This window comes from Methanospirillum stamsii (assembly GCF_003173335.1).
Classification (GTDB): Archaea; Halobacteriota; Methanomicrobia; order Methanomicrobiales; family Methanospirillaceae; genus Methanospirillum; species Methanospirillum stamsii.
The window spans coordinates 11,268-35,709 of sequence record NZ_QGMZ01000004.1; the positions used below are offsets into that span (position 1 = coordinate 11,268).

Annotated in this window: 22 protein-coding genes; 7 read left to right on the forward strand and 15 right to left on the reverse strand. The window is 44.6% G+C overall.

Going from position 1 to position 24,442, the window contains the following annotated elements; all coding sequences use genetic code 11:
• Window positions 1–135 precede the first annotated feature (135 nt).
• Together DLD82_RS00780 and DLD82_RS00785 are read left to right on the forward strand one after the other, a co-directional pair.
• A complete protein-coding gene (locus tag DLD82_RS00780) occupies window positions 136–3,357 on the forward strand; it encodes a S8 family serine peptidase (protein ID WP_109939200.1) in 3,222 nt (1,073 codons plus the stop codon).
• 188 nt (window positions 3,358–3,545) lie between these two features.
• A complete protein-coding gene (locus tag DLD82_RS00785) occupies window positions 3,546–4,772 on the forward strand; it encodes a C45 family autoproteolytic acyltransferase/hydolase (protein WP_181391176.1) in 1,227 nt (408 codons plus the stop codon).
• Between the two features lie 659 nt (window positions 4,773–5,431).
• Here the strand turns inward: DLD82_RS00785 and DLD82_RS00790 are convergent.
• Window positions 5,432–6,211, reverse strand: a complete 780-nt coding sequence (locus tag DLD82_RS00790; protein ID WP_109939201.1) for a YoaP domain-containing protein — start codon at window positions 6,209–6,211, stop codon at window positions 5,432–5,434.
• A gap of 125 nt (window positions 6,212–6,336) precedes the next feature.
• Window positions 6,337–6,750 carry a response regulator gene (locus DLD82_RS00795; RefSeq protein ID WP_109939202.1) on the reverse strand — a complete coding sequence of 138 codons (414 nt, stop codon included), beginning with the start codon at window positions 6,748–6,750 and terminating at the stop codon, window positions 6,337–6,339.
• A 94-nt stretch (window positions 6,751–6,844) separates the two neighbouring features.
• Between DLD82_RS00795 and msrB the strand changes: the two genes are divergently transcribed.
• Window positions 6,845–7,315: a peptide-methionine (R)-S-oxide reductase MsrB gene (gene msrB / locus DLD82_RS00800; protein ID WP_109939203.1), complete on the forward strand. Its 471-nt coding sequence runs from the start codon at window positions 6,845–6,847 to the stop codon at window positions 7,313–7,315.
• A gap of 22 nt (window positions 7,316–7,337) precedes the next feature.
• Here msrB and DLD82_RS00805 read toward each other — a convergent pair whose 3' ends face one another.
• From DLD82_RS00805 to eif1A, 3 genes are all read right to left on the reverse strand, one after another.
• Window positions 7,338–8,483, reverse strand: coding sequence for a response regulator (locus tag DLD82_RS00805; protein ID WP_109939204.1), 1,146 nt, complete (start codon window positions 8,481–8,483; stop codon window positions 7,338–7,340).
• Between the two features lie 74 nt (window positions 8,484–8,557).
• The gene (locus DLD82_RS00810; protein WP_219968278.1) at window positions 8,558–9,985 is read right to left on the reverse strand and encodes a response regulator; all 1,428 of its coding nucleotides are present in this window, start codon (window positions 9,983–9,985) and stop codon (window positions 8,558–8,560) included.
• Window positions 9,986–10,206: 221 nt separating this feature from the next.
• Complete coding sequence (gene eif1A / locus DLD82_RS00815; RefSeq protein WP_109939206.1) at window positions 10,207–10,536, reverse strand: translation initiation factor eIF-1A; 330 nt, start codon at window positions 10,534–10,536, stop codon at window positions 10,207–10,209.
• Window positions 10,537–10,698: 162 nt separating this feature from the next.
• Between eif1A and cofH the strand changes: the two genes are divergently transcribed.
• The gene (gene cofH / locus DLD82_RS00820) at window positions 10,699–11,802 is read left to right on the forward strand and encodes a 5-amino-6-(D-ribitylamino)uracil--L-tyrosine 4-hydroxyphenyl transferase CofH (RefSeq protein ID WP_109939207.1); all 1,104 of its coding nucleotides are present in this window, start codon (window positions 10,699–10,701) and stop codon (window positions 11,800–11,802) included.
• A gap of 51 nt (window positions 11,803–11,853) precedes the next feature.
• Here the strand turns inward: cofH and DLD82_RS00825 are convergent, their stop codons facing one another.
• Complete coding sequence (locus DLD82_RS00825) at window positions 11,854–12,444, reverse strand: acetate uptake transporter (protein ID WP_109939208.1); 591 nt, start codon at window positions 12,442–12,444, stop codon at window positions 11,854–11,856.
• Window positions 12,445–12,639: 195 nt separating this feature from the next.
• Between DLD82_RS00825 and DLD82_RS00830 the strand changes: the two genes are divergently transcribed.
• Complete coding sequence (locus DLD82_RS00830) at window positions 12,640–13,056, forward strand: hypothetical protein (RefSeq protein ID WP_109939209.1); 417 nt, start codon at window positions 12,640–12,642, stop codon at window positions 13,054–13,056.
• A 1-nt stretch (window position 13,057) separates the two neighbouring features.
• Here the strand turns inward: DLD82_RS00830 and DLD82_RS00835 are convergent, their stop codons facing one another.
• From DLD82_RS00835 to DLD82_RS19095, 3 genes are read right to left on the reverse strand one after another with little or no spacing between them, the layout of a single operon-like run.
• A complete protein-coding gene (locus DLD82_RS00835) occupies window positions 13,058–14,161 on the reverse strand; it encodes an FIST signal transduction protein (RefSeq protein WP_109939210.1) in 1,104 nt (367 codons plus the stop codon).
• Window positions 14,162–14,164: 3 nt separating this feature from the next.
• Window positions 14,165–14,371 (reverse strand): hypothetical protein, encoded by a 207-nt coding sequence (locus DLD82_RS00840; RefSeq protein WP_109939211.1) that lies wholly within the window; start codon window positions 14,369–14,371, stop codon window positions 14,165–14,167.
• 59 nt (window positions 14,372–14,430) lie between these two features.
• Complete coding sequence (locus DLD82_RS19095; protein ID WP_109939212.1) at window positions 14,431–15,258, reverse strand: deaminase; 828 nt, start codon at window positions 15,256–15,258, stop codon at window positions 14,431–14,433.
• 107 nt (window positions 15,259–15,365) lie between these two features.
• Between DLD82_RS19095 and DLD82_RS00850 the strand changes: the two genes are divergently transcribed.
• A complete protein-coding gene (locus tag DLD82_RS00850; protein WP_109939213.1) occupies window positions 15,366–15,986 on the forward strand; it encodes a superoxide dismutase in 621 nt (206 codons plus the stop codon).
• A 76-nt stretch (window positions 15,987–16,062) separates the two neighbouring features.
• On the forward strand, window positions 16,063–18,339 hold the full coding sequence (locus tag DLD82_RS00855; RefSeq protein WP_109939214.1) for a methyl-accepting chemotaxis protein: 2,277 nt from the start codon (window positions 16,063–16,065) through the stop codon (window positions 18,337–18,339).
• Here the strand turns inward: DLD82_RS00855 and comE are convergent, their stop codons facing one another.
• From comE to DLD82_RS00885, 6 genes are read right to left on the reverse strand one after another with little or no spacing between them, the layout of a single operon-like run.
• A complete protein-coding gene (gene comE, locus DLD82_RS00860) occupies window positions 18,340–19,467 on the reverse strand; it encodes a sulfopyruvate decarboxylase subunit beta (RefSeq protein ID WP_109939215.1) in 1,128 nt (375 codons plus the stop codon). It lies immediately after the preceding gene.
• On the reverse strand, window positions 19,460–20,725 hold the full coding sequence (locus tag DLD82_RS00865) for a cysteate synthase (protein WP_109939216.1): 1,266 nt from the start codon (window positions 20,723–20,725) through the stop codon (window positions 19,460–19,462). Before DLD82_RS00865 ends, comE begins: the two co-directional genes overlap by 8 nt.
• On the reverse strand, window positions 20,722–21,939 hold the full coding sequence (locus DLD82_RS00870; RefSeq protein WP_109939217.1) for a methanogenesis marker 16 metalloprotein: 1,218 nt from the start codon (window positions 21,937–21,939) through the stop codon (window positions 20,722–20,724). The genes DLD82_RS00865 and DLD82_RS00870 overlap by 4 nt, the downstream gene beginning before the upstream one ends.
• Window positions 21,936–22,568, reverse strand: a complete 633-nt coding sequence (locus DLD82_RS00875; RefSeq protein ID WP_109939218.1) for a (Fe-S)-binding protein — start codon at window positions 22,566–22,568, stop codon at window positions 21,936–21,938. The genes DLD82_RS00870 and DLD82_RS00875 overlap by 4 nt, the downstream gene beginning before the upstream one ends.
• The gene (locus DLD82_RS00880; RefSeq protein ID WP_109939219.1) at window positions 22,568–23,272 is read right to left on the reverse strand and encodes a GTP-binding protein; all 705 of its coding nucleotides are present in this window, start codon (window positions 23,270–23,272) and stop codon (window positions 22,568–22,570) included. Before DLD82_RS00880 ends, DLD82_RS00875 begins: the two co-directional genes overlap by 1 nt.
• Window positions 23,272–24,057, reverse strand: a complete 786-nt coding sequence (locus tag DLD82_RS00885; protein ID WP_109939220.1) for an ATP-binding cassette domain-containing protein — start codon at window positions 24,055–24,057, stop codon at window positions 23,272–23,274. The genes DLD82_RS00880 and DLD82_RS00885 overlap by 1 nt, the downstream gene beginning before the upstream one ends.
• Window positions 24,058–24,442: the final 385 nt, after the last annotated feature.

Sequence of the window (24,442 nt, forward strand, 5' to 3'; positions counted from 1 at the left end):
TTCACCAAAAATTTATCTGTTTGTCGCACTATGCACTTCAAGTAAAGAGTTTTTACAATTTCCATTAAATAAGGGGGTGTATTCAGACATCCGGATTTTATATCCCAGATACGAAAACCCGAAAGGTGATACATCATGGCAAAATCACTAATAATTCTCTCAATTCTCATCCTTATCATGTGCATAGCTGTGCAGCCGGCATTAGCAGCTCCTGATATTGTTATACCCGGAAGAGTAGTTGGGGGACCTCTTGATCCGCTCCAGTCATCTTCTTTTATGGTTCCTTCTCCTGTAAAACCAGTTTCTCCAGTGGAAAATTCCCTGGTAAAAAATCCATCCGCAGGTATTGTTCATTCTCCGGTGAGGAACAGCATGGCGGAGGTAAACACACAGGAGAAGCATGAAGAAATAGTAACCGCAGTTCAAAATAATTCACAGGGCTCCTTATCATATGCTCCGGACCGGGTCATCGTAAAATATAAAACCTCTCAAATATCTACTCAATCCATAAACCAGGTTCAGACTGAAGCAAACAGCGCTCTTGGTGCCTCGGTGATTGCTGATGTGAAAACACTTGGTGTTGAGGGACTTCAGGTTGTCAGTGTCCCAAATAGTACCGGGACCGAAAAGGCAGTTGAGCTCTATGAAATGAATCCGATGGTAGAGTATGCCCAGCCAGATTATCTCTATACGATTAATTCATCCTCATTTACCGCTCCGGTTGTCATTAATCCACAGGCAGTATCGTATCGTGATACCATCAATACAAAACTCTCCACCTCAAAAACGCCCGAACCGAGTGCTCAGGATTCAAATTCAGAGTCCTGTCCTGCATGTTCTAACCAGGTATTACAGACCAATGCCGTGAGTGTTGAAGATTCCCTGACTGAAGATGAGCGATATGCAAAAGCACGTGCAGAAGTGGATGAAATCAATGGATATGTCGCAGAAAACAATCTCTCTTGGACCGCAGCAGTAAATCCCATAATGCTTTTATCTGAAGATGCACGGGAACACTTAAAAGGCCTTAAACATGACCTGGAACGCTCCGAAATGGTCTCCTCGGATATTCCGGTAACCCCGATGGAAGGACTTCCAACTTCGTTTGACTGGAGAAACAATGGCGGAGATTATACTACGCCTATTAAAAACCAGGGGAGCTGTGGAAGTTGCTGGGCATTTGCGACAACCGGTGCATTTGAATCATACAAAGAGATTAAAGCCGGAAACCCCAGTCTGAATCCGAATTATGCCGAGCAGTACCTGGTTAGTTGTGCAGCTGATCAGTATGGATGTAATGGTGGGTACTTTGATTCAATGGCTTATTTTGTAAATCAGGCCGGATCAAGTGGAGGAACCGGGACCGTGACCGAAACCAGTTTTCCATATACTGCCACAACCGGAACCTGTAAGAGCCTTTCCGGGTACACCCGGTATACTGTTGACACCTCTGCAGGTGAGACCTGGGGATATGTCGGAGGCGGGAATGAGTGGAGTATTCCCTCCGATGATGCAATAAAAACAGCCATTTATCTCTATGGTCCGGTCGCTGCCGGAGTTTATGCCGAGAGCACGTTTGATTCCTATAGTTCGGGGATCCTTGACAGTACTGCAAGTGCCTCCTATGCAAACCATGCGATTATCATTGTTGGATGGGGAACATCAAACGGGCGGACGTACTGGATTTGTAAAAACAGCTGGGGAACATCCTGGGGAGAATCCGGCTGGTTCAGAATTTATTCGGGCCGGCTTCGGATTGGAGAGGGTGCTGCATATTTCAAGTATACTGCTACCAACCCGACAGGAGGCACCGTAAACTTCGGTTCAACACCTTCAGGGGCCGAGATATGGGTGGATGGAGCAAATACCGGCATGACCACGCCCTATACCCAGACATCGGTTCCGGCCGGAACCTATTCAGTGACATACAAACTTGCCGGATATACGGATTATTCAACATCTGTTACGGTGACTTCCGGTCAGACCTCTACTGTGTCAGCAACTCTGACTCCAACTCCTACAGGAAGCATTGGATTAAGTTCAAGTCCGTCCGGAGCGCGGATATGGCTTGATGGGGCCGATACCTCAAAAAATACTCCGAATACTCTCTCTTTAGTTGCGGTCGGTACCCATTCAGTGTCCCTTGTTCTGTCCGGGTATAATTCATATGCAACGACGGTATCGGTAACGGAGGGAAATACTGTAACAGTATCTGCAACTCTGACTCAGGCAACTCCGGGTTCTCAAAAATTCGCGAATGATCCATCGTTCGGCATTCTTTGGGGCCTTCATAATACCGGTCAGAGCGGTGGAACCGTTGATGGAGATATTGATGCACCAGAGGCCTGGAGTCTGACAACCGGTTCATCGAGTGTCATTGTTGCGGTTGTGGATTCCGGAGTAGATTATAATCATCCGGATCTTGCTGCAAACATGATTGCAGGGTATGATACCCGGAACAATGATAATAATCCCATGGATGATAACGGTCATGGGACTCACTGTGCCGGAACTATCGGTGCAGTCGGGAATAATGGTGTTGGTGTCACTGGTGTCAACTGGAATGTAAAAATCATGCCGCTTAAATTCCTGAGCTCAAGCGGGTCCGGGTACACCAGTGATGCAATCGAGGCGTTTGCCTGGGGATATTCACATGGTGCAAGAATCTTCTCCAATTCCTGGGGGGGATACGGTATCGATTATGCACTTCGCGATGCAATAAATCTCTATCCTGATGCCCTCTTTATCTGTGCATCCGGGAATGGGGATGCGTATGGCAATCCCTATAACACCGATACATATCCACATTCACCCTCATCACTTCCGAATGCGAATATCCTGTCCGTGACGGCGACAGACCGGTATGATCAGCGGGCATACTGGGCAAATTACGGGGCAACATCGGTTGACGTGGCAGCTCCCGGGGTGAGTATCTACAGTACAATTCCGGGAAGTGCCTACGGCTATAAATCCGGAACCTCGATGGCTACACCCCATGTTGCAGGAGTTGCGGCCCTTGTGAAATCGGTTAATCCTTCGGCAACCGTCTCTGAAGTTAAATCGGCAATAATGAACGGGGTTGACGTAAAATCAGGTCTTTCCGGGAAATGTCTGACCGGAGGCCGGGTGAATGCATATTCCAGTATCAGTTCAACCACACCACTGGTTGCCAGGTTTTATGGAATCCCTGACACTACTGTATATCCTCTCACGGTGAGGTTTTTTGATGCATCGGAAGGAAGCCCGACTACCTGGAACTGGAATTTTGGTGACGGGAACACTTCAACCGTCAAAAATCCGGTAAAAACATTTTACCAAACCGGTACAATGACTGTCCAGTTGACGGTCGGGAGATAGAATGGATTTTCCCTGAATTCAGGATGTCCAAATATCCCCTTTTTTGTATGGTTGCAGAGTTATTACGAGTTCTTTAAAACGATAACCTTAGTTATCGGTAGATAATTGGAAAGTTTTGGAATCAGGTTTTGTTCAAGATTTTTAAATCTTAAAATATGTTATATCCTTTGAAAATAACTGATACCATTATGAAAACTCTTCTCCTGGTAATGTTACTCTGCATGCTGACGATTCCTGTTTCTGTCCTCTCTGCAGAGCAGGAACAATCCCCTGCCGGAACGTCGGTCGCCGATCTCCCTCTCATCGCAACCTTCGAGGGCGGGGAACGCTACCAGGCTGGTATCTACCCGGTAATCGTTCTTTCCGGTTCATATCGTGAGATGGGTTGTCAGTATGGTGGTCTCATGAAACCAGAACTAAATGAGGAATATTCCTTCCTCATGGATTCTCTGACAAATCAGGGAATTACCCGGGAAGAGATCATAGAGGAGGCCGGACAGGTTCCTCAATTTTACCCGCAACGTATAAAGGAGATCTTTGCAGGTATGGCGGAGACGACCGGGCTTACAACTGATGATATTGCGTTTCTTTATTATGGGCCCATCTTCCTGTTATTTGCCACCCCGAACCAGGAGGCCGTCCCTGCTTCCTGTTCTTACCTTGCTGCCTGGGGAGATTACACAAAAGGCGGCTCTCCGATTCTCTCCCGAAACTGGGATCTTGGTGACTCGATTCTGCCGCTCACGGAATGGTATGTCCTTGCTATCTACCGCCCGAATGATGGCAGCAACATTATCGCGACCTGGAGTCCTGCCGGAGTACGACCCGAGACCTTCATGAACAACAAAGGACTCTTCATCGCTGATGACAACTGTGGCCGGGAAGATGATGCACCAGAGACTCGTCCTGAATTTATCACCGAATACTACCGGTTTATGTTCGATTACTCTGACCTGAATGCACTGGAGGCTGCAATTAACGGAACTATCCCTGATACTGGATGGATAGTGGATGTCGCAGGACCAGACGAGGCATTTGTGTATGAAAAGTCAACAAACCGGACCGTGAAGAGGACCGGTGACGGAGTTATTGCAGCAGCGAACCATTTCGTCGATCCGTCCTGGAACCTCCCTGAACCTCCTGAACACTCACTCTCCCGGTATAGTAACCTCCTCCGCCAGGCAGAAGAGGCAAAGGGAATGATTGATGCAGAGAAGATGATGGAAATCCGCGATGTCTGCATCGAGGACGGAGGATCGAAGTTCTGTCACTCTGACCTTGGAGGTGGGAAGTACTCAAGTAACCACCAGGTTGTTTTTGAACCGGCAACACTTACACTCTGGATGAATGTCATGGACAAGGATTGGCAGAAGGTCGAGCTTCCTTCGTTATTTAGTAATGAAACTCTCAAATGATTGTCAGAATGAAATTTTAAAAAAGGATCAACCATGTAAGGAGGCAGAAAAATGAAACATCTCCTGTTTTGGTAGTCAGAGGAGGAAAAACCGGCCACTTTATCTGGCCGGGCGGAAGTTTTTGTCAGGAGGGAAGGAGGGGGTAAAACGGAGGACAATTGAAAATCCCTCCTGACCGGAGAATTTCAGTTTACATGATTGATGAGAGGGGTACAACACTTGTAGGAGGACATGTTGAACGCTGCTCACCTAAAAGAGAACCTGAATATTGGTTGGGTTTTTCACCCTGCCTAACAGGCCTCTTTGTGACATACAAGTGTTGTATGAAACAGTGTATAAGTGATGCCGGCAAAACCGCTGGAAAGTAGTCTGAAACTAAATCCGGGCATATCTTTATTATATTATTTAAAAAGTGAACTCCCCTTACCGGTCCGGGAGTAAAAAGTGAGAATTGAATTGTTGCATCTGATTTCCGGATGAGATTAAGAATGAAAAAATTAACAAATTATGCTGATGGAATTTAGAAAATTCAGTGGTTTTTGGAGTTGCAACTGGTTGCAACACTCTGTTATAGGAGGGTGCCGTAGTCTTTTTGGCATTCCCTGTTGTCACGATAATGATATGTCGCGGGGACATTATCCATCATGATAAGTAAAAAATTATTTCACCAGTTTTTTCATGATATTTTCAAACCGGGTATTACTGATGGGGTGATGACTGATAACCATTCCATTATAAATAATACAAAAACTCCCGAATGCACAGGGAGAATCCTGGACTGCCTTTGGATCTTCAAGTTCAATTAAAGTCGGGTTCAGGTTATATGTCTCCTTTGCGGTTTTGATGATAGCATCCACGTTTTTTTCAGAATACGGGCACTGGGGAGATCTGATTATGGTCAGCCCATTCGGATACTCTATTGCCCGGGATATGAGATCCGGTTTAAATCGGGGTGCAGGTGCATTTGAATCCAATTTCAATGCAAGCAGGTCAAAGTCCGGAGGAGCAGAATCAACAACAGAAAATCCAAGTTTCAGGAAGATATCTTTTTTCGCCATGAATGAACCGATCCGGGTAACCACCGCAAGACCCAGGAATTTGCCCTGTTCAGCCTCCCGGATACATTCCCGGATTAACATCGCTCCATATCCCTTCCCTTTGTATTCCTTTTTAAATCCTGTGAAGATACATTGGATAAACATAAACCCGTCTGCATCGACCGGCCGGTGTGCGATCTCTCCTGGCATATACTCAATCATTCCCTGGTACCCGTCGGTTCTGGAAAAAAGTACCTTCATCCTGAGTCCTTTCGGATAATTCTCTGAAAACCAGGCAATTTTTCGCCGGAGTTCTACATGCTTTTTAATATCCTTGTATCCACAGACACCATAATCTGCGATATTGTCCGGAGTGATGTCTATTATTTCAATTTCTGTCATAGAACGATCTATGTAATGAATCTTATAAAAAAAGATTTTGTATGTACAGGATAATCGGGGTTTTCAGGGATTTTTTTCCAAAAGGATGTACCTTTTCCTGACAAAAATTATAAAAAACTGTCCTATCAGACAAACCTTTCGATAATCCGAAGCAATTCTTCGCTTTCTATCGGTTTACAGATGTATTCATCAGCACCAAGAGAAAGACCATGTTGCCGGTGCCTTGGCTCAGTATATGATGCAGTATTAAAAATAAAGGGAATTTTAGCTAATTCCGGATCCTCTTTCATAGTCTTACAAAGAACATGTCCATCCATGACAGGCATTAAAATATCGGTGAGAATCGCATCAAAATGTTCAGATTTTATTAGATCAAGTGCTTCTTTTCCGTTTTTGGCTGTTACCACCTGATATCCATGTGCCGATAACAGGGTTTTTAAAAAGTACCGGTTTTCATAGCGATCATCAACAACCAGAATCTTCTTTCCAAATTTATTATGATTCCCTGGTGTATCCTCAGGATGAATGTCTGATCCCATGATTGCTCCCCAATTGGTTATGGTTGCCTATTGATACCCTAAGTTATCATCCTTAATAAGGAATTTTATCCCCTACATCTTCTAACTATTGCACATGTGTGATCCTGAAATTCTTCCTATCTACTATGCCGAAACAGGAATTATCAGGGAAGTTGCAAAAATCAAAACCTCTGATGAAGAATGGCAGAAGATACTGGATAAAAAAACCTATGAGATAACCAGAATGGGAATGACAGAACCGGCATTCACCGGTGCATTTTATGCAACAAAAAATGCAGGGTTATATCGGTGTGCCTGTTGTGGGACTGACCTTTTTTCTTCAGATGACAAATTCGATTCAGGGTCAGGCTGGCCGAGTTTTACCTGCCCGGTTTCACCCTTGAATATAAAAACGAAATCAGATCATAGTTATGGCATGGAAAGAACGGAGGTGATATGTGCACGGTGTGATGCACATCTGGGTCATGTATTTGATGATGTCCCACCCCCTTTATATCACCGGTACTGCATTAATTCGGCATCACTTAGCTTTTTTCCTGGAATAATTGTAATCAGACATGAGTGATAATATCCTTGGAGCCCTGGATTCAGGCTCCACACACCGGCATATATATTATTGCAACTTCTTCAGTATCAGACTGAAAAATTGTAAGATTGAACTGTTTTGTGTCAGTTCCTGGTATGATGTGAACATTTTCCACCTCCTTTCGCCCGCCTTCTTTTGCGATCAGGATGCTTGCAGAGCAGATTCTGGTTCCTTCTTCTCCAGGAAAGAGATCCTCAATCAGAGTCCCTTTAATACACCTGTCCTCAATCCCAAAAACTTCTCCTGATGCCGTATTTCCGCCATGGCAATGTAATTTTCCGTCATCCTGAATTCTGAAAAGGTGAATTCCTACCGGAAGATGATGAATAATCCGACTCATTTTCTCTTCGGTCTCCTTAAAGCCGGTAATATCCCTAAGACTCTCTATTGCACCAGCCGGTTTTCCATTCTGATCGTACAAAAAAGATGCCCGGGCAAGGAAGAAATGTGTTCTGTCCGGAAGATGGAGTGCTCCTTCGGCAGTAATGATACCATTCTCACGGATGAGTGACCGGTATTTTGACTCAATGACAGGGTCCGGACGGAGGAGGAGATCGATGATCATCGGTCTGCCGTATCCATAAAATGGAACTGCATGTGCATAACCACTTTTTCCCATCATCTGAGCTCCTGGTGCCCCGGTGATCCTCTCCATCTCACGGTTCCAGGCAATGATAGTTCCCTTGGTATTAATGGCAAAAGTTGCATCTGGAAGGAAATTAATAATGTCATAAAACCGCTGCTCTGATATTTTTATTGCAATCAAAGCCCTTCGTCTTTCAACGGAGGTTTCGATCTTATGTGCGATATCAGCAAACTGGAGCTTTGGATCTCCCCCTTTCTGGATATAATAATCTGCTCCGATATTTACCGCATCTCGTGCAACGTCTTCTCTGCCCCGCCCGGTAAAAAGAATAAAGGGAATGTCTCCATACTTTTCCCGGACAATTTTCAGGAGATCGATACCATTCATTTTTGGCATCTGGTAATCAGCAATGATTGCATCATATGAATTCTTTTCAAGAAGTTTTTCCGCTTCCTCCGCAGAGAGACACCCAAATACCGAGAAATTTCCGACTTTTTCAAGAAAAAGGCGACCAATATCGACAAGAACAGGTTCGTCATCAACGAGCAGCACCGAGATCATAAATAAAGAAGGGATTTTATCGTTACAGGAATTTAAGGTTGGCTATAAAAAACTGAAACAATATCTAAAAGGATTTAACAGATCTGCTTTTCGTCTTCCTTTATCCTGGATATCGTATCCTGATATCCGATAAGATAATGTTTCTCTAAAAATTTTAGGATTTTTTCAGACTCAATCCACCGGCTGTCCAGTTGGTTAATCATCTTATCTATCTCCCAGACCTGGGTAGTAATTCGTGAAAAGGAAGATTCGTCAGCAAATTCCGCACATGCCAGTATCACGGCAAGAGGATTTCTGATCCCATCGTTGAGAATTGCAAGTTCTGCGATATTCTTTTTTAACTGGAACACTGCAGTTGCATTCTCTTCCTCAAGATTTTTTTGTCTGGTAATATCAATACCAATCGCAATGGTTGCACGAAGAGAACCGTCCGAATTTTTAATATTAGAAGAGTTCCACCGTAACAATCGGATATCTCCGGACTTTATCTGAATGGGAATTTCAGTTGATTCAAGTTGCATTCCCAGAGTGGTGAGACGAATCTTCGAGAGATGCAATTCAGCATCTCCCACCGGAAGAATGGTTTGGATTGGTTTTTTGAGCAGTTCATCATGAGTATATCCGGTACATTCTTCAAATGACCGGTTAACCTGGGAAATAAAACCATTCGTATCCCAGACAATAATTGGAGTTCCGGCATGAGTAATCAGGTTCTGTAAATACTGACTTGTTTCAATAAGTTTTTCTTCAGCCAGAACACGCCTGGTAATATCAGAAAAAATCATGGCAAATCCGTTTTCAAGCCATGGAGAAACGGAAATTGAGTAGTATCTCGAAGGGCCACGGAGATATTTCTCAAAAGAAACCGGTTTTTGGGAATCAACGACTCCTGCACACTCATATAGGTATGGAACATATCCGATAATCTCTGAAATTAACCTACCCTGTAAAAGAGAACCAGGCTGTCGAAAGATCTCTTCATACCGTTGATTTACATTTTCAAACTGGTAATCAATCGGTTTTCCGTGTTCATCGAAAACCAGGGTAAACAGTGCAACCCCTTCAGCCATGTGGGCATATAAAAGACGGAACTGTTCTTCACTCTTTTTCCATCCGTCTTCTGTCTTCCGGAGCTGGACTATCTGCATGATCCGGTGTGATAACATCGCGAAATTATATTCCGGATCACCTTCTTTTGCAAGATAACCGGAAAGACCTTCATTAATCGCTTCAACCACCTTCATTTCCTGCCCACGGCACGATACAAGAATAAATGGGATCTGATTTCCCCGTTTTCGGAGATCCCTCAGAAATGAGAGGCCGTCAATTTTCGGCATGATGTAGTCACTAACTACAATATCATACTCTTTTTCCCGGAGTAGCAGAAGTGCTTCCTCTGCAGATGTGACTGTATCAACCTGAAAATTCCCTGTCTTTTCAAGAAATATTTTGGAAAGATAGAGAATATTTGGTTCATCATCGACACAGAGGACGCTTATCATTACCATATGCATCCATTTATGAGATTTATAATCTTTGCTTCCCTTAAAAAAGTTTAAACCAGCAACACCATGTTTACCGTAATAAGTAAATAAATCGCAACAGGATTCACCAAAAATGCTTAAAAAGCTTTTAAAATATTACATGAGGAATCATCTTACGTTACCTGTCAATAAAATAATTTGTCCTCCTCCCCTGAAATACAAATTTTTGAAAAAAGTTATTACAGGTAATTATTCCTGCGTAACCAATCGCGTTGAGGGGGCGTATATCGATAGGTTATGTCACACTTATCATCCTGAAAGCTCCAGGGAACAATAATGATGATGTCCCCTTCCCGTATCCAGGCTCTCTTTTTCATTTTGCCTTTGATTCTGCCAAGACGGGTAACGCCATCCGAACACCTGACACGAATGTGATTGGCACCCATCATGAGCTCTGCAATTGCAAATTGTTCATTATTAGATTTCTTTGGCAGGCGGACGCGGATAACTTCATCTTCCAGGGGTTCCCTGTCAGACACCGTTGCTTCCTCTGTATAATCTTCTTCCATAAGACTAATCGGATCCACTCCGGAATAATATTTTTATGTATAGTAGTTATAGCAGAAGAAAGTATGGGCGTAATTGGGCATCAACACCTGATTCAGGGTTATAACTAATACTGCACCAGCATAGATGTAAATGTTCATATTATTGCACCACAATACGTGATCATGGAAACCCCCCTGTCAGAAAGGAATCTGAAAACCCTTCTTGATGATGTGATAAACGGACACCGGTTAACCAATACTGAAGCGATTGCTCTCTTTAAAATCCGTGATAGGGCTGCTTTTTTAATTACCTCATATGCAGATGAGATGAGAACACAAAAAAACGGTAATCGCGTCACCTGGATAAAAAATCAGAACATAAATTGTTCCAATATCTGTGTAAATCAATGCGGGTTCTGTGGATTTTCATGCAAACCTGGTGATCCCCGTGCCTTTGAACTGGATCCTGAGGAGATCGGGAAAAAAGCAGAGGAGGCGAAAAACCGGGGGGTAACTGAGATCTGCACCGTGAGTGGTCTTCATCCCGATTATAATCTTGATTTTTATACTTCGCTCTACCGCACCATCCAAAAGTATGCACCGGAAGTCCATATCCATGCCGCAAATCCAATGGAGGTTGCATATGCTGCGAGAAAATCAGGATGTTCTACCCGAGATGTGCTTAAGGCATTCAAAGATGCCGGAGTTGGTACCCTGTGTGGGACTGCAGCAGAAATCCTAGTTGATGATGTTAGAAAAATCATATGCCCGGATAAAATCCCGACGGCTGAATGGGCCAGGATCATCAGGGAATCTCACAGGATAGGTCTGAAATCCACTGCCACCATCATGTATGGCCATTGTGAATCTATAGAAGATCAGGTCAGCCATCTTTCTCTCCTCCGGGAAATTCAGGATGAAACACATGGCTTTACAGAATTTGTTCCGTTGTCCTTTATCCACCCGGGGACACCGATTTACAAAAGTGGGAGAGCAAGACCGGGCGCTACCGGAAGAGAAGATATGCTCATGATTGCTGTTTCACGCCTGTTTCTTGATAACTTTCAGAATATTCAGGTTTCATGGGTTAAACTTGGGCTTAAAATGGTGCAGATAGGTCTGATGTCTGGTGCAAATGATCTTGGTGGCACCCTTTATGAAGAGAGTATATCACAATCTGCCGGAGCAACGGCGGGTGAATACCTTGATCCAAAAGATATGGAATATATTGTCACAGACATCGGCAGGGAACTGGTACAACGGAGAACCGATTATTCATCGGTATAGAGATTTGTGTTTAATCCCACAATATAAAGAATCAAAAAAAGAGAGTAGAAATCAGACAGGAAATACTTTTTTTCCAAATACTTCGTTAATAACCTGCCCCATTCCGATGTATAGTGCCAGGAGACCCGCAACTATTCCGGTAACTCCCCCAAGATTTGAAAAGAGTCCGATTTCAGTTATCTCTCCAACCACTAAAAAAACCACCAGAAGAACGACGGTAAACAAGGTTACCTGAAGGACACGGTGCATCTTAAATGTGCAGACAAAAAGCCCCATAGCAAATAGTCCCCATACACTTAGAAAAGCCGCCAATTCAAGGTTTGTTGGTGGGGCAGTCAGGCCGAGTTTTGGTAAAAAGCCAATAAATGCAAATGAAATCCAGAAAAATCCAAAACTCCCAAAGGTGACCATTCCAAAAGTATTGTTTTTTTTCCACTCAAAAATGCCTGCTATGATCTGGGCAATTCCCCCATAAAACATTGCCATTGAAAATATCGGGCTTCCTGCTGCGGTAAGTCCGGCATTGTGCAGACTGAGCAGAATTGTTGTCATACCAAATGCGCATAATCCTAGTGGAGCAGGGTTTGCGGTATCATCTACCAGAAATAAATTATTTCTGCTTTTTTCATCTATGTGTTCCATGTTATCTGTCTGACCAGTCAATCCGGATGGTTATCAGGTATGATGGTGCAGTTCCTCATGATCATTGAACCAGATCATCATCTAAATGTTGTGATCTGAACCAATGGGTGCTGATCATTTTGTGTTTATAGCACCGGATGATCAAATGTGAATTACACAGACAACCTGATGAGCTGTCACGATAAAAGATTCGGCATGGTATCACAGCATCATCTGAAGGCAGGCAGAGTATTCATGCTCCTCCTGATAGTAGGCATCGCATTGGTCCTTTTCGGATCTGCCTCAGCAGCCGGACAGGAAAGAATACCCACAACGATATCAATCGCTTTGGACCCGGCAAAACCAGCTGCAGACCAGGGATTTTTCATAACCGGGACGCTTATTACCGATACCGGAGAACCCCTGGGAAATAAGTGGATCACCCTTGAATCAACTGCTGCAGGAGCTACCCCCGGAAAATTTCAGTATCTGAAAGTTACCAGGACAGAACGGGATGGCTCATATTCGTTCTTCCGTCCGGCAGCATCACCCCCTGAAGATCTTATGGTCCGGTTTAAAGGGCTCTATCCCTACGAAGCCTCTCAAAGTGAAGTTGTAACGGCAAAAAAGTGATTTATTTATAAAAAACCAGCATCGTTGCAGTCTGGTTGATATGACCGATGTACTCCTCCCCGTAGGTTGAAAAACCAATCGTGGGAATTGCCGAGAAAATCCGGCCATACTCTTCTGTTTTTCCTTCCTGTTCCAATTGGAGTGTTCGAAGAATACAGTGAAAATTGATTATTCCTGCTAATGGCCGTTTTTTATTAGTATCATCAATTAATGATTTTGTATCTGCAACGATATCTGTCGATGAAAGAATCTCGAGATCTACTCCCTGCCGGACCTGGCAGTAGAAATTGATGGCATCGCCATCAACCCGCTGAGGACTCCGGACAAACGGCTCTCCATCTGCCATAAGACCTACCGGATATTTCATGAACTGTGATGCTATCTCATGGGATGGCACTCGTAATGCCTCTGCATATGCAGCTACTGCAGGTTTTCCATCGAATTCAAGGACCTTTCTGCTCTCGGTATCTACTTTGGTAGGAGTAAGTTTCCTTCCCAGTGAACAGAACGACTGGGTTTTTAATATTTCAAATTCTGCTGCAGGTTCAAGGATTGCAAGGAGAGCGGTATTGGAGTACGCTTTTCCGTCCAGGTAAATATGGGTTGAAGAAAAGGCAAGATCATCCCCGGCTGATCCTCCAACCACTTTAATATTTGTTAAATCGCCAATACGCTCCATCATCCTCTCTTCGGCACCACTCATGCCATCAAAGAGAATAATGCCAACATATTTTGAAGGATCAAGAGAGATGGGGGATGACCCAAAACCGCCTGAAAGATTGTTCAGCGCCGTATCAATAGATTTAGGTGAATCCAGTGGTATTGTGTCTGCATGTACGGCCTTCAGAACATCTGCATCAAGTGCCATTGCTACAATGGATTGCTTTAACATGTGCCCGGATATTATCTCTCCAGCCGTTGAGGAGCCCATAACTGTAGCATCAGGAAATGCATTCTTCATCGCCGCACTAATCTTGTCCGGGTTATACACTGATGATGCAAAAAACAGGATCATCACCGGTTTACTCCCGGAAAGAGATTTTAAAAGTTCATCTGCTGCTCCGTTTGGGTCCGGATTTTGTGACTTTGCAACTTGTACTGACATATATTACACCTTAAGACTGATACCCATCTCTTCTGCAATTTTCATGATACTGGCGATTACTACCGGATCATCGGTTGACTGTTCATCATATTTTTTCCCGTCAATTCCTTTCAGAAGAAGTTTTGTTCTGGTAGTAGAGGCTATTGAGGGGTTTCCTTGTGCCCTTTTCTCAATGAGAGTATCGATTAATTTCTTAATCTTTCCGGCCATGATATTTAGTTTTTAAAATTTCTTATGAATATAGTTCCCGATATGAATTGCCGGGATTGTTACTCCAACGCTCCGATGTCCTCATTCCAGAGTTCAGGATTTTCTCTGATAAACGATTCCATCATATCCCTGCACCGGGAAAGGGAATAATCAGTTACGATAACCCCATGTGCTTCCATGAATTCACGTGCTCCGGGAAATGTCCGTGACTCGCCCACGACGACCCGGGGGATTTGAAACTGGACAACCGCTCCTGCACACAGGTAACAGGGCATCAGAGTTGAATAAAGAGTGCAATCCTGATATTTGCCTATCCTTCCGGCATTTTGCAGACAATCTATCTCGGCATGCATCATAGGATCCTGGTTCTGAACCCTCCGGTTATGTCCCCTCCCGATAATTTTCCCGTCCCTAACAAGAACTGAACCAATGGGAATACCTCCTTCTTTTCTTCCAAGTTCTGCCTCCTCGATTGCTGCTTCCATGAAAGGATCAGAGCTGGCAGGTGTCTGAAAATGCTGTTCACCAATTAATTCATCATCCTCTCTCCAGAGGGGATCGCATATTGCAAGGAAAATAAGTTCTGAATCACCGGTATTTTCTATCCACTGTGATGATCCGGGGGGAATATATACCAGTTTGCCTTTCTGTACTTCCTTCTGTTCATTCCCGATGTGCATGATACCCCTGCCGGATAAGATATAATATACCTCAGATGACCGAATCAGACGATGAGGAAGTGTTTTCTCATGGGCTAAAACCCGGGCGTGAGCAATGCTGTACTTGCAAGAAACTTCCTTTTCAAGACGCAATGGATGAAATAATTCGACTAACAGGCTGTTATCTGCAACTCTCGTGTGAGGATCCCTGATATCATAAATGTCCATATGTGTACAGTCCTCCCGGATGTTATGGTTCTATGGATACAGTTTTTCCAAGATCCGGTAATCTTAAGTACTGCACATGAATAATCCTCAATCAGGAGGAATCAAACATGGACGACTCAAAAAAGTATGCACTTCCGGCACTTTCGTTTGGGTATGGAGATCTAACACCTTACATCTCGGAAAAACAACTGACTCTTCATCACCAGAAACATCACCAGGCATATGTAAACGGGGCAAATGCCATTTTTGAAAAACTGGAAAAATCACGAGCTGAAGGTTCAGAATTAGACCAAAAAGCAGTTCTTAAAGAACTCTCCTTTCACATCGGAGGCCACCGGCTTCATACCTTATTCTGGGAGAACCTCGCTCCTGCAGGAAAAGGAGGAGGAGGAAAACCCTCAGGAACCCTTGCAGAATGGATAACAAAAGACTTTGGTTCATTGGAGCGGTTTAAAAAGGAGTTTAACCAGGCAGCTTCTTCTGTTGAGGGATCAGGGTGGGCCGTTTTATCAATTTGCCTGTTAACTCAAAGACTCCTTGTTATGCAGGTGGAAAAACACAATATAAATGTCTACCCTGGGTTTAAGATCCTCATGGCTCTTGATGTGTGGGAGCATTCGTATTACCTTGATTATGTAAATGACCGGGGAAAATTCGTTGAAAACTTCTGGTATATTGTCAATTGGGATGCTGTACAAAAGCGCCTTACAGATGCTCTGAAAAACTGAGTTTCCCATTACCTTTTTCTTCTTATCAATCCATTCGAATGTATTGATTTCTGTAAATAGAGGCGATACGTAATTTATGAATGCAGGAATACCAGACAATTCAGAATCTATCGGCTATCAGAATCATGAATGCCAGATGATTCTCAATGATATACCAACTCCGGTCCTGATTCTCAAAGATGGTAAAATAGTCTATGGAAATCATGCTTCCATAAGGCTGCTAAAGGCGCGGTCGCCTGATGAAATATTACATTTAGATCTCTCTGACCTCTCACCTTCAGTGCAACCAGATGGATCCTCTTCCGTTGAGGGTATCCGAACGCTTTTGCAGTCATCGCAAAAGGGAAAAAATACCAGATTTGAATGGGTTTTTAGGAAATTTGATGGAAAAGAACTATCCGGAAAGGTAACCATCCGATTGTCAGAATATATCGGTACATCCCATGCCATCGTATCCATTATAGATAATACCGCAGAACATCATGCAATAACCGATATTCTCAATCTTGCTGAAGAGATGAAGAAAGGAAACCTGAGGGCCCGTTTGTCAGATGAGGGATATTCAGGAGATATGTTCAAACTCATCACCGGTATTAATGAGATGCTGAATGGTATCCTCCATCCCTTCAGAGATATGAACAAGGTGCTCCAGAAGATTGCTAAAGGTGACATGAGTGCCCATATAGATCAGGTATTCTCTGGAGAGCATGAACGAATCCGGAATGCAGTAAATGGTGTTGCTGATGTGACCAGGCTGATGCACCAGGAAATTAGCCGGATGGTAGATGCAGCACGGCATGGAAACCTTGCGGTAAGAGGAAAACCGGAATTATTTGACGGTGAATATGCCGAAACAATCCGGGGAATTAATGAGATGCTGGATGCAATCCTGGCGCCCATCAGGGCAGGGAATCGTATCCTCCAGAAGATCTCCAAGGGGGATCTCCGTGAAAGGGTTGAGATAGAATGTGTAGGCGACCATGCAAAAATAAAAGATGCAATTAATGCAGTGCATGACTGGCTAAATGAATTAATCGTTTACGTCACCCGGATATCTGAAGGAGATATGACAGCTGATTTCCGGAAAGCATCAGATAATGATCAACTCCATGGCCCTCTGGTCCTCATGCGGGACAATATGAAAAGTGTTATTTCTGATGTGGATATGCTGGTCACCGCAGGAACTGAAGGAAAACTGATGACCCGGGCAGATCCTTCAAAACATCAGGGAGATTTCAGGACAATCGTCGAGGGAATTAACACGACTCTTGAAACAGTAGTAAAACCGGTCAGGGAAGCCATGGATGTGTCAAAAGGATATGCCGGATATGACTTCTCCCGGAGAATGAACTCATCTGTCACTTATGCAGGTGACTGGAAGGCATTTCAGCAGGCACTGGATGATGTAGGTCATCATGTATCTGATGCGATTTCCCTGATATCACAACAGATTGAGATACTAAACCTTGCAACATCCCAGGCTGCATCTAGTATAAGGGATATCTCCTCCGGTTCATCAGTCCTGGCTGAAATAGCCCAGAATGTGAGCATGAAAGCAGAACAGGGAGGTGATGGTCTGTCGCAGATCCTCCGTGCGATGGAGGATCTCGCAGTAAATGTATCTGATGTATCTTCACGAACCGGTGAGGTAAACCAGATATCTTCAGACACGAATGCCCTGTCCAAAAAGGGATCATCACTTGCACAGGAAGCCGAACGGGGTATGATGGAGATTACCTCTTCCACGGATCTTGTTACCGGGCTTGTTCATGAGATCATGGAAGAGATGGGCAAAATCAGTAAAATTTCACTGGTCATTTCAGACATCGCCTCTCAGACAAATCTTCTGGCATTAAATGCTGCAATCGAAGCAGCCCGTGCAGGTGAAGCCGGACGAGGATTTGCCGTCGTTGCAAGTGAAGTAAAATCACTGGCTCTTGAATCCAGACAGTCAGCGGAAAACATTTCCGAGATGATAGAAGGTCTGACAAAAAAGACACAGGCAGCATCTGATACCATGGACAAGAGTGTACTGGTTGTCAGGGAAGGCGGAAAAGCCCTGAATGAAACCCTCGGAGTATTTAACCAGATTATTGATTCGGTGAACACCGTCAGTCTTCAGATGGATAATGTGGCAAAGGCAGCTGAACAACAGGCTGCAGCAGTAGAAGAGATTACGGCATCTATTAACGAGGTGAATACCCTGGTATCCGGGACGGCCAAAGATGCAGTTGCTTCTGCAGCAGCAAGTGAAGAAGCAGCAGCAGCAATTGACCAGATATCTGACCAGATTAATCAGGTCACTGAAGTTACTGAAACACTTGTTGTCGAGACAAAAAAATTTACCATATAATTATTTTTTTCCGGAAATTTCAGCCGAGAATCTGTTTTTTATATCAAGTGGTCCAAGCGGAATATTTGAGACATTCCGGTTTCCCGGTTTTATTATCACGTGGATAAATGAAGGCCCTTGGACACGGGCTTTTTTAAAAGCATCAGATAACTCATCAGGAGTATGCACTTTAAAGGTATGATTAAATCCACTGGCTTTTGCCAGGAGTTCGAGATCCACGGTTTCATATGCAGGTGAACACTGGTTTCCCGTACTTCCATACACCCCGTTGTCAAGACAGATGATTACCAGATTTTCAGGTGACTCAGCTGCAATTACCGGCATTACGGCCGTTCCAAGAAGACTTCCGTCACCATCAATAACAACAACCTTCCGGTCGGTTCCTAGTGCAATTCCAAGACCTAAGGGACTTGCCTGGGTGTAAGAACCAAGCATGTAGAAATGAGCCGGATTATCACGGACATGGTATAACTCTTTTGACGGAACACCAATGTTGGAGACCACAAGTTCATCGGTTAAGAGTGATGCAATGATCGAAATAGCATCTCCCCGCTGCATTACCGGTTCTTTAAAAACTCCATGGTAATTAAGGGTTATAAGCCGATCACGGGCAGGGAATTCTGAATCATCAGTTATCTCTCTATCTCCTTCCCAGACCTCCGGGGAGATAAGAGCCACATGAGGCCTGTTATTCATCCAGGCATCACTGATAACCGAGGTAATCAGGTCGAATTCAGCCGGCTCTCTGATAATTGTACAGGGGATCTGGTATAATTTCAGCAGAACAGGGATTTTTTCATTAAACGGGATCTGTGCAGGGATACTTTCACGGTAGTATCCACGCCAGCTTGCAAGGATTGGAAGAGGAAGCGAATAGAGATAGGGGAGGGTCATCAGGGCGTTGAGTGAATTTCCAAGACCTGAACTCTGCATCTGGAGAACTCCCCTTTTTCCTGCAAGAGAAAGGCCGGATAAGATACCAATACCATCTTCCTCCCGTGAAATGGTGATATAATGGAACTTTTTTTCAAGGATTTCACACAGATCCTTTGTCCGGTCACAGGGAAGAGAAACGATATATTCTATATTTTCTGTTGTGAGTATATCCGATACCCTTTTTTCATACATATTTTCTCATCCATTGCCTGATTTTTTCTGATACAACATCAAACCCGGTATCCTTTGTGGTCATGATATCCGGCTCCTTTACATACCGGTTAAGATCCCGCTTTCCTGCTTCATATCCACCACCGGTGATGTTTAATAAAATGGTTTCATCAGGCCGGATAATACCTGATTGAACAGATTTGATAAGTCCGGCTACACAGACCGCTGCAGCTGGATCAGGATCAATTCCTTCCTCTGATAAAAAGAGGTTTCCGGCATCTTGTGCATCTCCGGAAGATACACCTTCCATCAGGCCATTCGTTGCAACGAGAGTATCAAAAACTCCTCCCGCGATTCCATACGGGGGAGCCCGGTTGGTAAGGACATCTGAATAAACCTTTGAGATTGCCCGTTTTGCATCAGGCATATCCTCATCCCTAATGTCACGCCTTTTCTCCTTCCATGCCCTGACCATTGGGATGAACGGTTCATTCTGGAATAGCATCAGGCGGGGAAGTTCGTTTCCAAATCTGCCATCTCCAATCAACCGGAGTGCTGCTTCATATGCTGCAATCCCTCCGGTCCCACTCCCGACCGCCTGCACATACCAGTCAGGAAGTTTGCCAATTGCGAGGGTTCCAGCCAGCATCACAGTTCCCATACCGTCCCTTCTGGCAACATTTTTCGCACCCCCCTCCGGAAAAATACCCGGAATTTTGCATATTTCATTGCCCAGTATGATGGCATCGGTATAGTCACCGGAGATCGTGATAAGCAGCACATCATGGGCAGGGACTGTTGTCCATATCCGATTATGTGCTGATTCCGGAACGACAATGATTACCGGCTGTCCGGTCCGGGCAGAGACCTCTGCAAAGGCTCGTCCGGTATTTCCGGCTGAAGAGACCTGAATTACCCCACCACCAAGATCCACTACTCTTTGCATGGTGGGAAAAGCTTCAAACTCCTTAAATGAGCCACTGACGGCAAAGGCATTTTTTTCCGGCCAGTAACCAGAGAATACAATCCAGAGATCAGATAGTCCAAGCACCTTTGCAAGATTTGAACACTTGTAACAGACCGGTTCTGCGTTTGTGGGCAGAGAGCCGGTAACCGGCAGCCAGTCAGAATACCGGAAAATCCCAGGAGATTCCCGGATAGTCAGTTGCCGGGATGAGTATTCTGCCCTAAGCAGTCCATTGCACCCGTTCGGACAGGAGAGGAGATGGGTGTCCGGAAAAGACTGCCCACATACCGGGCATTTGAGTGTATACGTCATATTAATAATTCTCCATGATTTAGCATGTCCCTCACTTTTCTGCAGAGAATTTCTGCTTTTCTTCTATCAGATTGCCGGAGGACGATAGGAATTGACTGATTTGAAACAGAGAGAGATCCAAAATTACCTTCGTAAACCAGACCTTCACAGACCCGGACACAGGTTCCACAGACAAAACAGGTATGCTGATTGATCGTTCCATCCTCCCGGATAGCCTGAGCCGGACATGATTCATGAGCAATGCAGGGAGAACAATGAAGACATTTTTCAGGATGATATCCTATCCGGGAAGCGGTATTGTTCCAGACCTGACCATAGGAGGCAGTACCAAATGGCTGGCGGGTTTTAATATCCACAACCGGCAGCATAATTTCGTCATCCAGGACGGAGAGGTTTTGGAGGATCGTCTTATCTACCAGCGGTATTGCTGTTCCGATGCTGGTAATGCACTCCGGTCCGGCAGAGGTCACAAATCCACCACAAAATTCAGGGCTCATGTCTTTCATATCTGCATGAACCGAGAGGTTTGGTTTTTCAGGAGTGCTCCGGGTCCCGGTACCGATTATCCTGCCACTCACCCCGTTTACCACAACCGGATCTCCGGGGGAGTGAAATCTCAATGAAGGATCATTCTCAAGCGGATTTATCTCTCCACATCCGGATACCGTAACCTCTGTAGCCGGACCTTCAAGGGGAAGGACAGAAAAAATTGTTGATATGGATTCTGTTCCCCGGTTCGTTATTGCAGAGTAGTTTTTGAATGCACTCCGGGTTGTAAATAACCGTGCAAAGGGAAGATCGCCAAGAGTAATATCTGCGTCATAATGCCTTCCTTCAGCGGATACCTCTACATGAATGGGTTTTCCTGCGATAAGGTCATGAAAAAGGTGACCACCTCCGTATCGCTCATTGGCATGGGCAGTTCCGAAAACCATCAGATCTACCAATCCAAGCCGCTCATTCGGACAAGGACCTGGAATTGCCGGAACACCCTGAAGAGTTACTGTTTCTGCCCGGGAAAATGTTCCGGGAGGGGCGACTGGAACCGAAAGGACAGCATAGGTGCCTGACATGACACCGCAGGTGCCACAGGTGACTACATCAACATCAGTTATATCATCCTCATGTGAAATCCTTTTTTTTAATTCAGATGCCGTGAGGATTACTGCATCTCCGACTTTTATCCGGGCACGAATTTCTTCCAATTTTCTCATAGTATCCTGATATCCTCTACTCGTACCTGCAGCCCTTCTTTCCTTTTAAAAATCTGGTTGACTACTCCGGTATGACCAAGGTTCATCATACAATATGCCGGAAGAAACCTCATTCTTTTTCCGAAAACCGGTTCATCCCTGACGGTCTGTGTGAGACCCTCAAACCCGATGATATGATATGCTTCAAGGTCTTTGACTTCTTTTCCCCGTGAAAATAACGGACCTACAACATGAGTCGTGATAACTCCGGATATCCGGCTGGCCGATAAAACTCTGAGAACATGCTGAACCGGACATCCGGCACCCATCGGCCTTCCGGTGAGGATATCACCCGGGCAAATATTCCATCGTTCAACTAAGTCCGGCCTGAAGGGAAGAAGAATTTTTCTTGCCGAACACTCTCCCGGAAGTGGATGAAGGATAAAATCAAAGGGGAGTCCCAGAATGTCTTCTGTTTCAGGATTATCCTTTTCGTCAGAAAAACAGGTGGTCTTTTTGGATGATTCGGTATAAAATGGACATTCTTCCTTCTTCCGGGAACCATTCCAGACAACTGAGAGGAATTCCTTACAGGTTCCATACCCGCAGGCACCACAGTTTCTCCCCGGAGGAGTCCAGTTCTCTTCCATCAGTCTCCTCTGAACATGAGTTCATCACCGTCAAGCTGCCGGAGAACTCCGGAATGATTCTTCCATCCGATATTTTTCTTCCCGATACAGACGGTGCAGACTCCAAGAGGGGGAATGCCCCGGAGAGTTATTATGGATGGATCAGTAATGTCAGCGGCATTTTCTATTGCCCGGGTAAGATACCGCATCCCGGTTCCCTGCACGGCGTTGGTCTCGACGATATCTATGTCACTTCGGATACCCCGGATTTTCTCACGGAAGACCTCTTTTTCAGCCTGTGATACAAGGTCAATCCGGGTAACCACGGCAATATCGGCAAGAGCTATCATCGGTGCCATTTTTGCCGGAGACTGGATGCCGGATATGGCAGATAATACCACGATTCCAAATGACTGGGTAGTATACGGGGTACACCGCAGGCATAAACCGGCACTCTCAACAATCAGCATATCTGCCCTCTCATTCATTGCCCAGCTGATTGCCTCATCCAGGATCATGATACCTGCATGGTCCGGACAGAGATCACCGGAATAAATTTTCCTGGATGGAATATGAAATTCTTCCCTGATCTCTTCATCCTCGGTTGCACAGACAACATCTATCTTAAGATAGGCTGCCTTGAGATCTGTGAGAGATCGAATAATCTGTTTTGCAACTGCAGTTTTTCCTGCCGAGGGAGGGCCTGCAATTATGATAAGTTTCATCAGTATGATACCGGCAGAGGGGAAGTGATAATTTCTCCGGCCCGGATCATCTCTCTCATCTGGCCGATAATACCATCCATATGAAGCATCTGGCGTATTGCGTGCTCTTCTGCTCCATCCGGTTCAATTACCTTCGCAACTGCCCCATCCTGCATAACTATCCTCCTTTCCGAGAGGAGTGAGACGAGAGGATCGTGGGTTACGAACAGGAGGGCTTTTTGGTGCTGCCGGAGGACCTGAATTACCTTTTCCTTAAATATTCCTGCATTTTCCACCTCATCCAGAAGAATTATCGGGGTGTTGGAGATGAGTATGGCATCGGCTACCATCAGGGACCGTGTCTGACCACCGGAAAGACTGGTCATCCGGACATGCCCTGCGATTGGTTCACCGGTAAACTGGTTTGCAAGCAGGATGGTCTCATTGATACATGAATCTTTCGTATATCCCCGGGATGTAAGGTGCATTAAGAGAAAATCCGCAACGGTCAGATCGCACAGACACCGGGTGTTTTGAGTAATAAGTGCTACGGGTTTTGCTGCAGGATCCCGGACATATGCTTCCGGAGGTAGAACTCCATTTACCAGGACCTGGCGTCCGGTGATGGTATCCCGGTTTGCAAATATCTCAATATCATTGATGAATGCACTTTTCCCTGAACCGGTAGGGCCGACTATCGAAAGAGTATCACCCGGCCGGATGGTGATCTCATCAAAGGCCTCTTTCTCTCCCTGGCGGTTTTTCCCCGGAAGAATCGTTATCTCCCTGATATCTTCCCCTGTCATGCTTGTCAAAGTTATTAGGGAAGGTGAGTATATGATACTATCTTAAAATCCTAAATTTAAAGGCTTATTGGGTTAAACTTTTACAAATAATTGATACATTAATGCAAATGAATTATCTTTATGTATTGTATTCATTCAAATCAGATTAATTGTTCATCACACTCATACAGGCAAATTCTTATTTTTGGTTTAAGAACAGACAAAGTACAAAAAGAAAACTACTCTCTCAAATTTGGCATCAGCATCAAAAATGGCTATTCGTTTGTCTTCACTGGAAGGCCGCTATGCCCCGATCTTTTTTCAGTCGATACTTTATATGTATCACATGAATGGAGGAATAAAACCCCTTTATAAAAACGATTATTAAGCAGATATTGTCAAAATA

Coding starts and splice junctions, on each gene's coding strand:
- DLD82_RS00780 (WP_109939200.1), top strand. CDS start 136: ATGGCAAAATCACTAATAATTCTCTCAATTCTCATCCTTATCATGTGC.
- DLD82_RS00785 (WP_181391176.1), top strand. CDS start 3,546: ATGAAAACTCTTCTCCTGGTAATGTTACTCTGCATGCTGACGATTCCT.
- DLD82_RS00790 (WP_109939201.1), bottom strand. CDS start 6,211: ATGACAGAAATTGAAATAATAGACATCACTCCGGACAATATCGCAGAT.
- DLD82_RS00795 (WP_109939202.1), bottom strand. CDS start 6,750: ATGGGATCAGACATTCATCCTGAGGATACACCAGGGAATCATAATAAA.
- msrB (WP_109939203.1), top strand. CDS start 6,845: ATGTGTGATCCTGAAATTCTTCCTATCTACTATGCCGAAACAGGAATT.
- DLD82_RS00805 (WP_109939204.1), bottom strand. CDS start 8,483: ATGATCTCGGTGCTGCTCGTTGATGACGAACCTGTTCTTGTCGATATT.
- DLD82_RS00810 (WP_219968278.1), bottom strand. CDS start 9,985: ATGATAAGCGTCCTCTGTGTCGATGATGAACCAAATATTCTCTATCTT.
- eif1A (WP_109939206.1), bottom strand. CDS start 10,536: ATGGAAGAAGATTATACAGAGGAAGCAACGGTGTCTGACAGGGAACCC.
- cofH (WP_109939207.1), top strand. CDS start 10,699: ATGGAAACCCCCCTGTCAGAAAGGAATCTGAAAACCCTTCTTGATGAT.
- DLD82_RS00825 (WP_109939208.1), bottom strand. CDS start 12,444: ATGGAACACATAGATGAAAAAAGCAGAAATAATTTATTTCTGGTAGAT.
- DLD82_RS00830 (WP_109939209.1), top strand. CDS start 12,640: ATGGTATCACAGCATCATCTGAAGGCAGGCAGAGTATTCATGCTCCTC.
- DLD82_RS00835 (WP_109939210.1), bottom strand. CDS start 14,161: ATGTCAGTACAAGTTGCAAAGTCACAAAATCCGGACCCAAACGGAGCA.
- DLD82_RS00840 (WP_109939211.1), bottom strand. CDS start 14,371: ATGGCCGGAAAGATTAAGAAATTAATCGATACTCTCATTGAGAAAAGG.
- DLD82_RS19095 (WP_109939212.1), bottom strand. CDS start 15,258: ATGGACATTTATGATATCAGGGATCCTCACACGAGAGTTGCAGATAAC.
- DLD82_RS00850 (WP_109939213.1), top strand. CDS start 15,366: ATGGACGACTCAAAAAAGTATGCACTTCCGGCACTTTCGTTTGGGTAT.
- DLD82_RS00855 (WP_109939214.1), top strand. CDS start 16,063: ATGAATGCAGGAATACCAGACAATTCAGAATCTATCGGCTATCAGAAT.
- comE (WP_109939215.1), bottom strand. CDS start 19,467: ATGTATGAAAAAAGGGTATCGGATATACTCACAACAGAAAATATAGAA.
- DLD82_RS00865 (WP_109939216.1), bottom strand. CDS start 20,725: ATGACGTATACACTCAAATGCCCGGTATGTGGGCAGTCTTTTCCGGAC.
- DLD82_RS00870 (WP_109939217.1), bottom strand. CDS start 21,939: ATGAGAAAATTGGAAGAAATTCGTGCCCGGATAAAAGTCGGAGATGCA.
- DLD82_RS00875 (WP_109939218.1), bottom strand. CDS start 22,568: ATGGAAGAGAACTGGACTCCTCCGGGGAGAAACTGTGGTGCCTGCGGG.
- DLD82_RS00880 (WP_109939219.1), bottom strand. CDS start 23,272: ATGAAACTTATCATAATTGCAGGCCCTCCCTCGGCAGGAAAAACTGCA.
- DLD82_RS00885 (WP_109939220.1), bottom strand. CDS start 24,057: ATGACAGGGGAAGATATCAGGGAGATAACGATTCTTCCGGGGAAAAAC.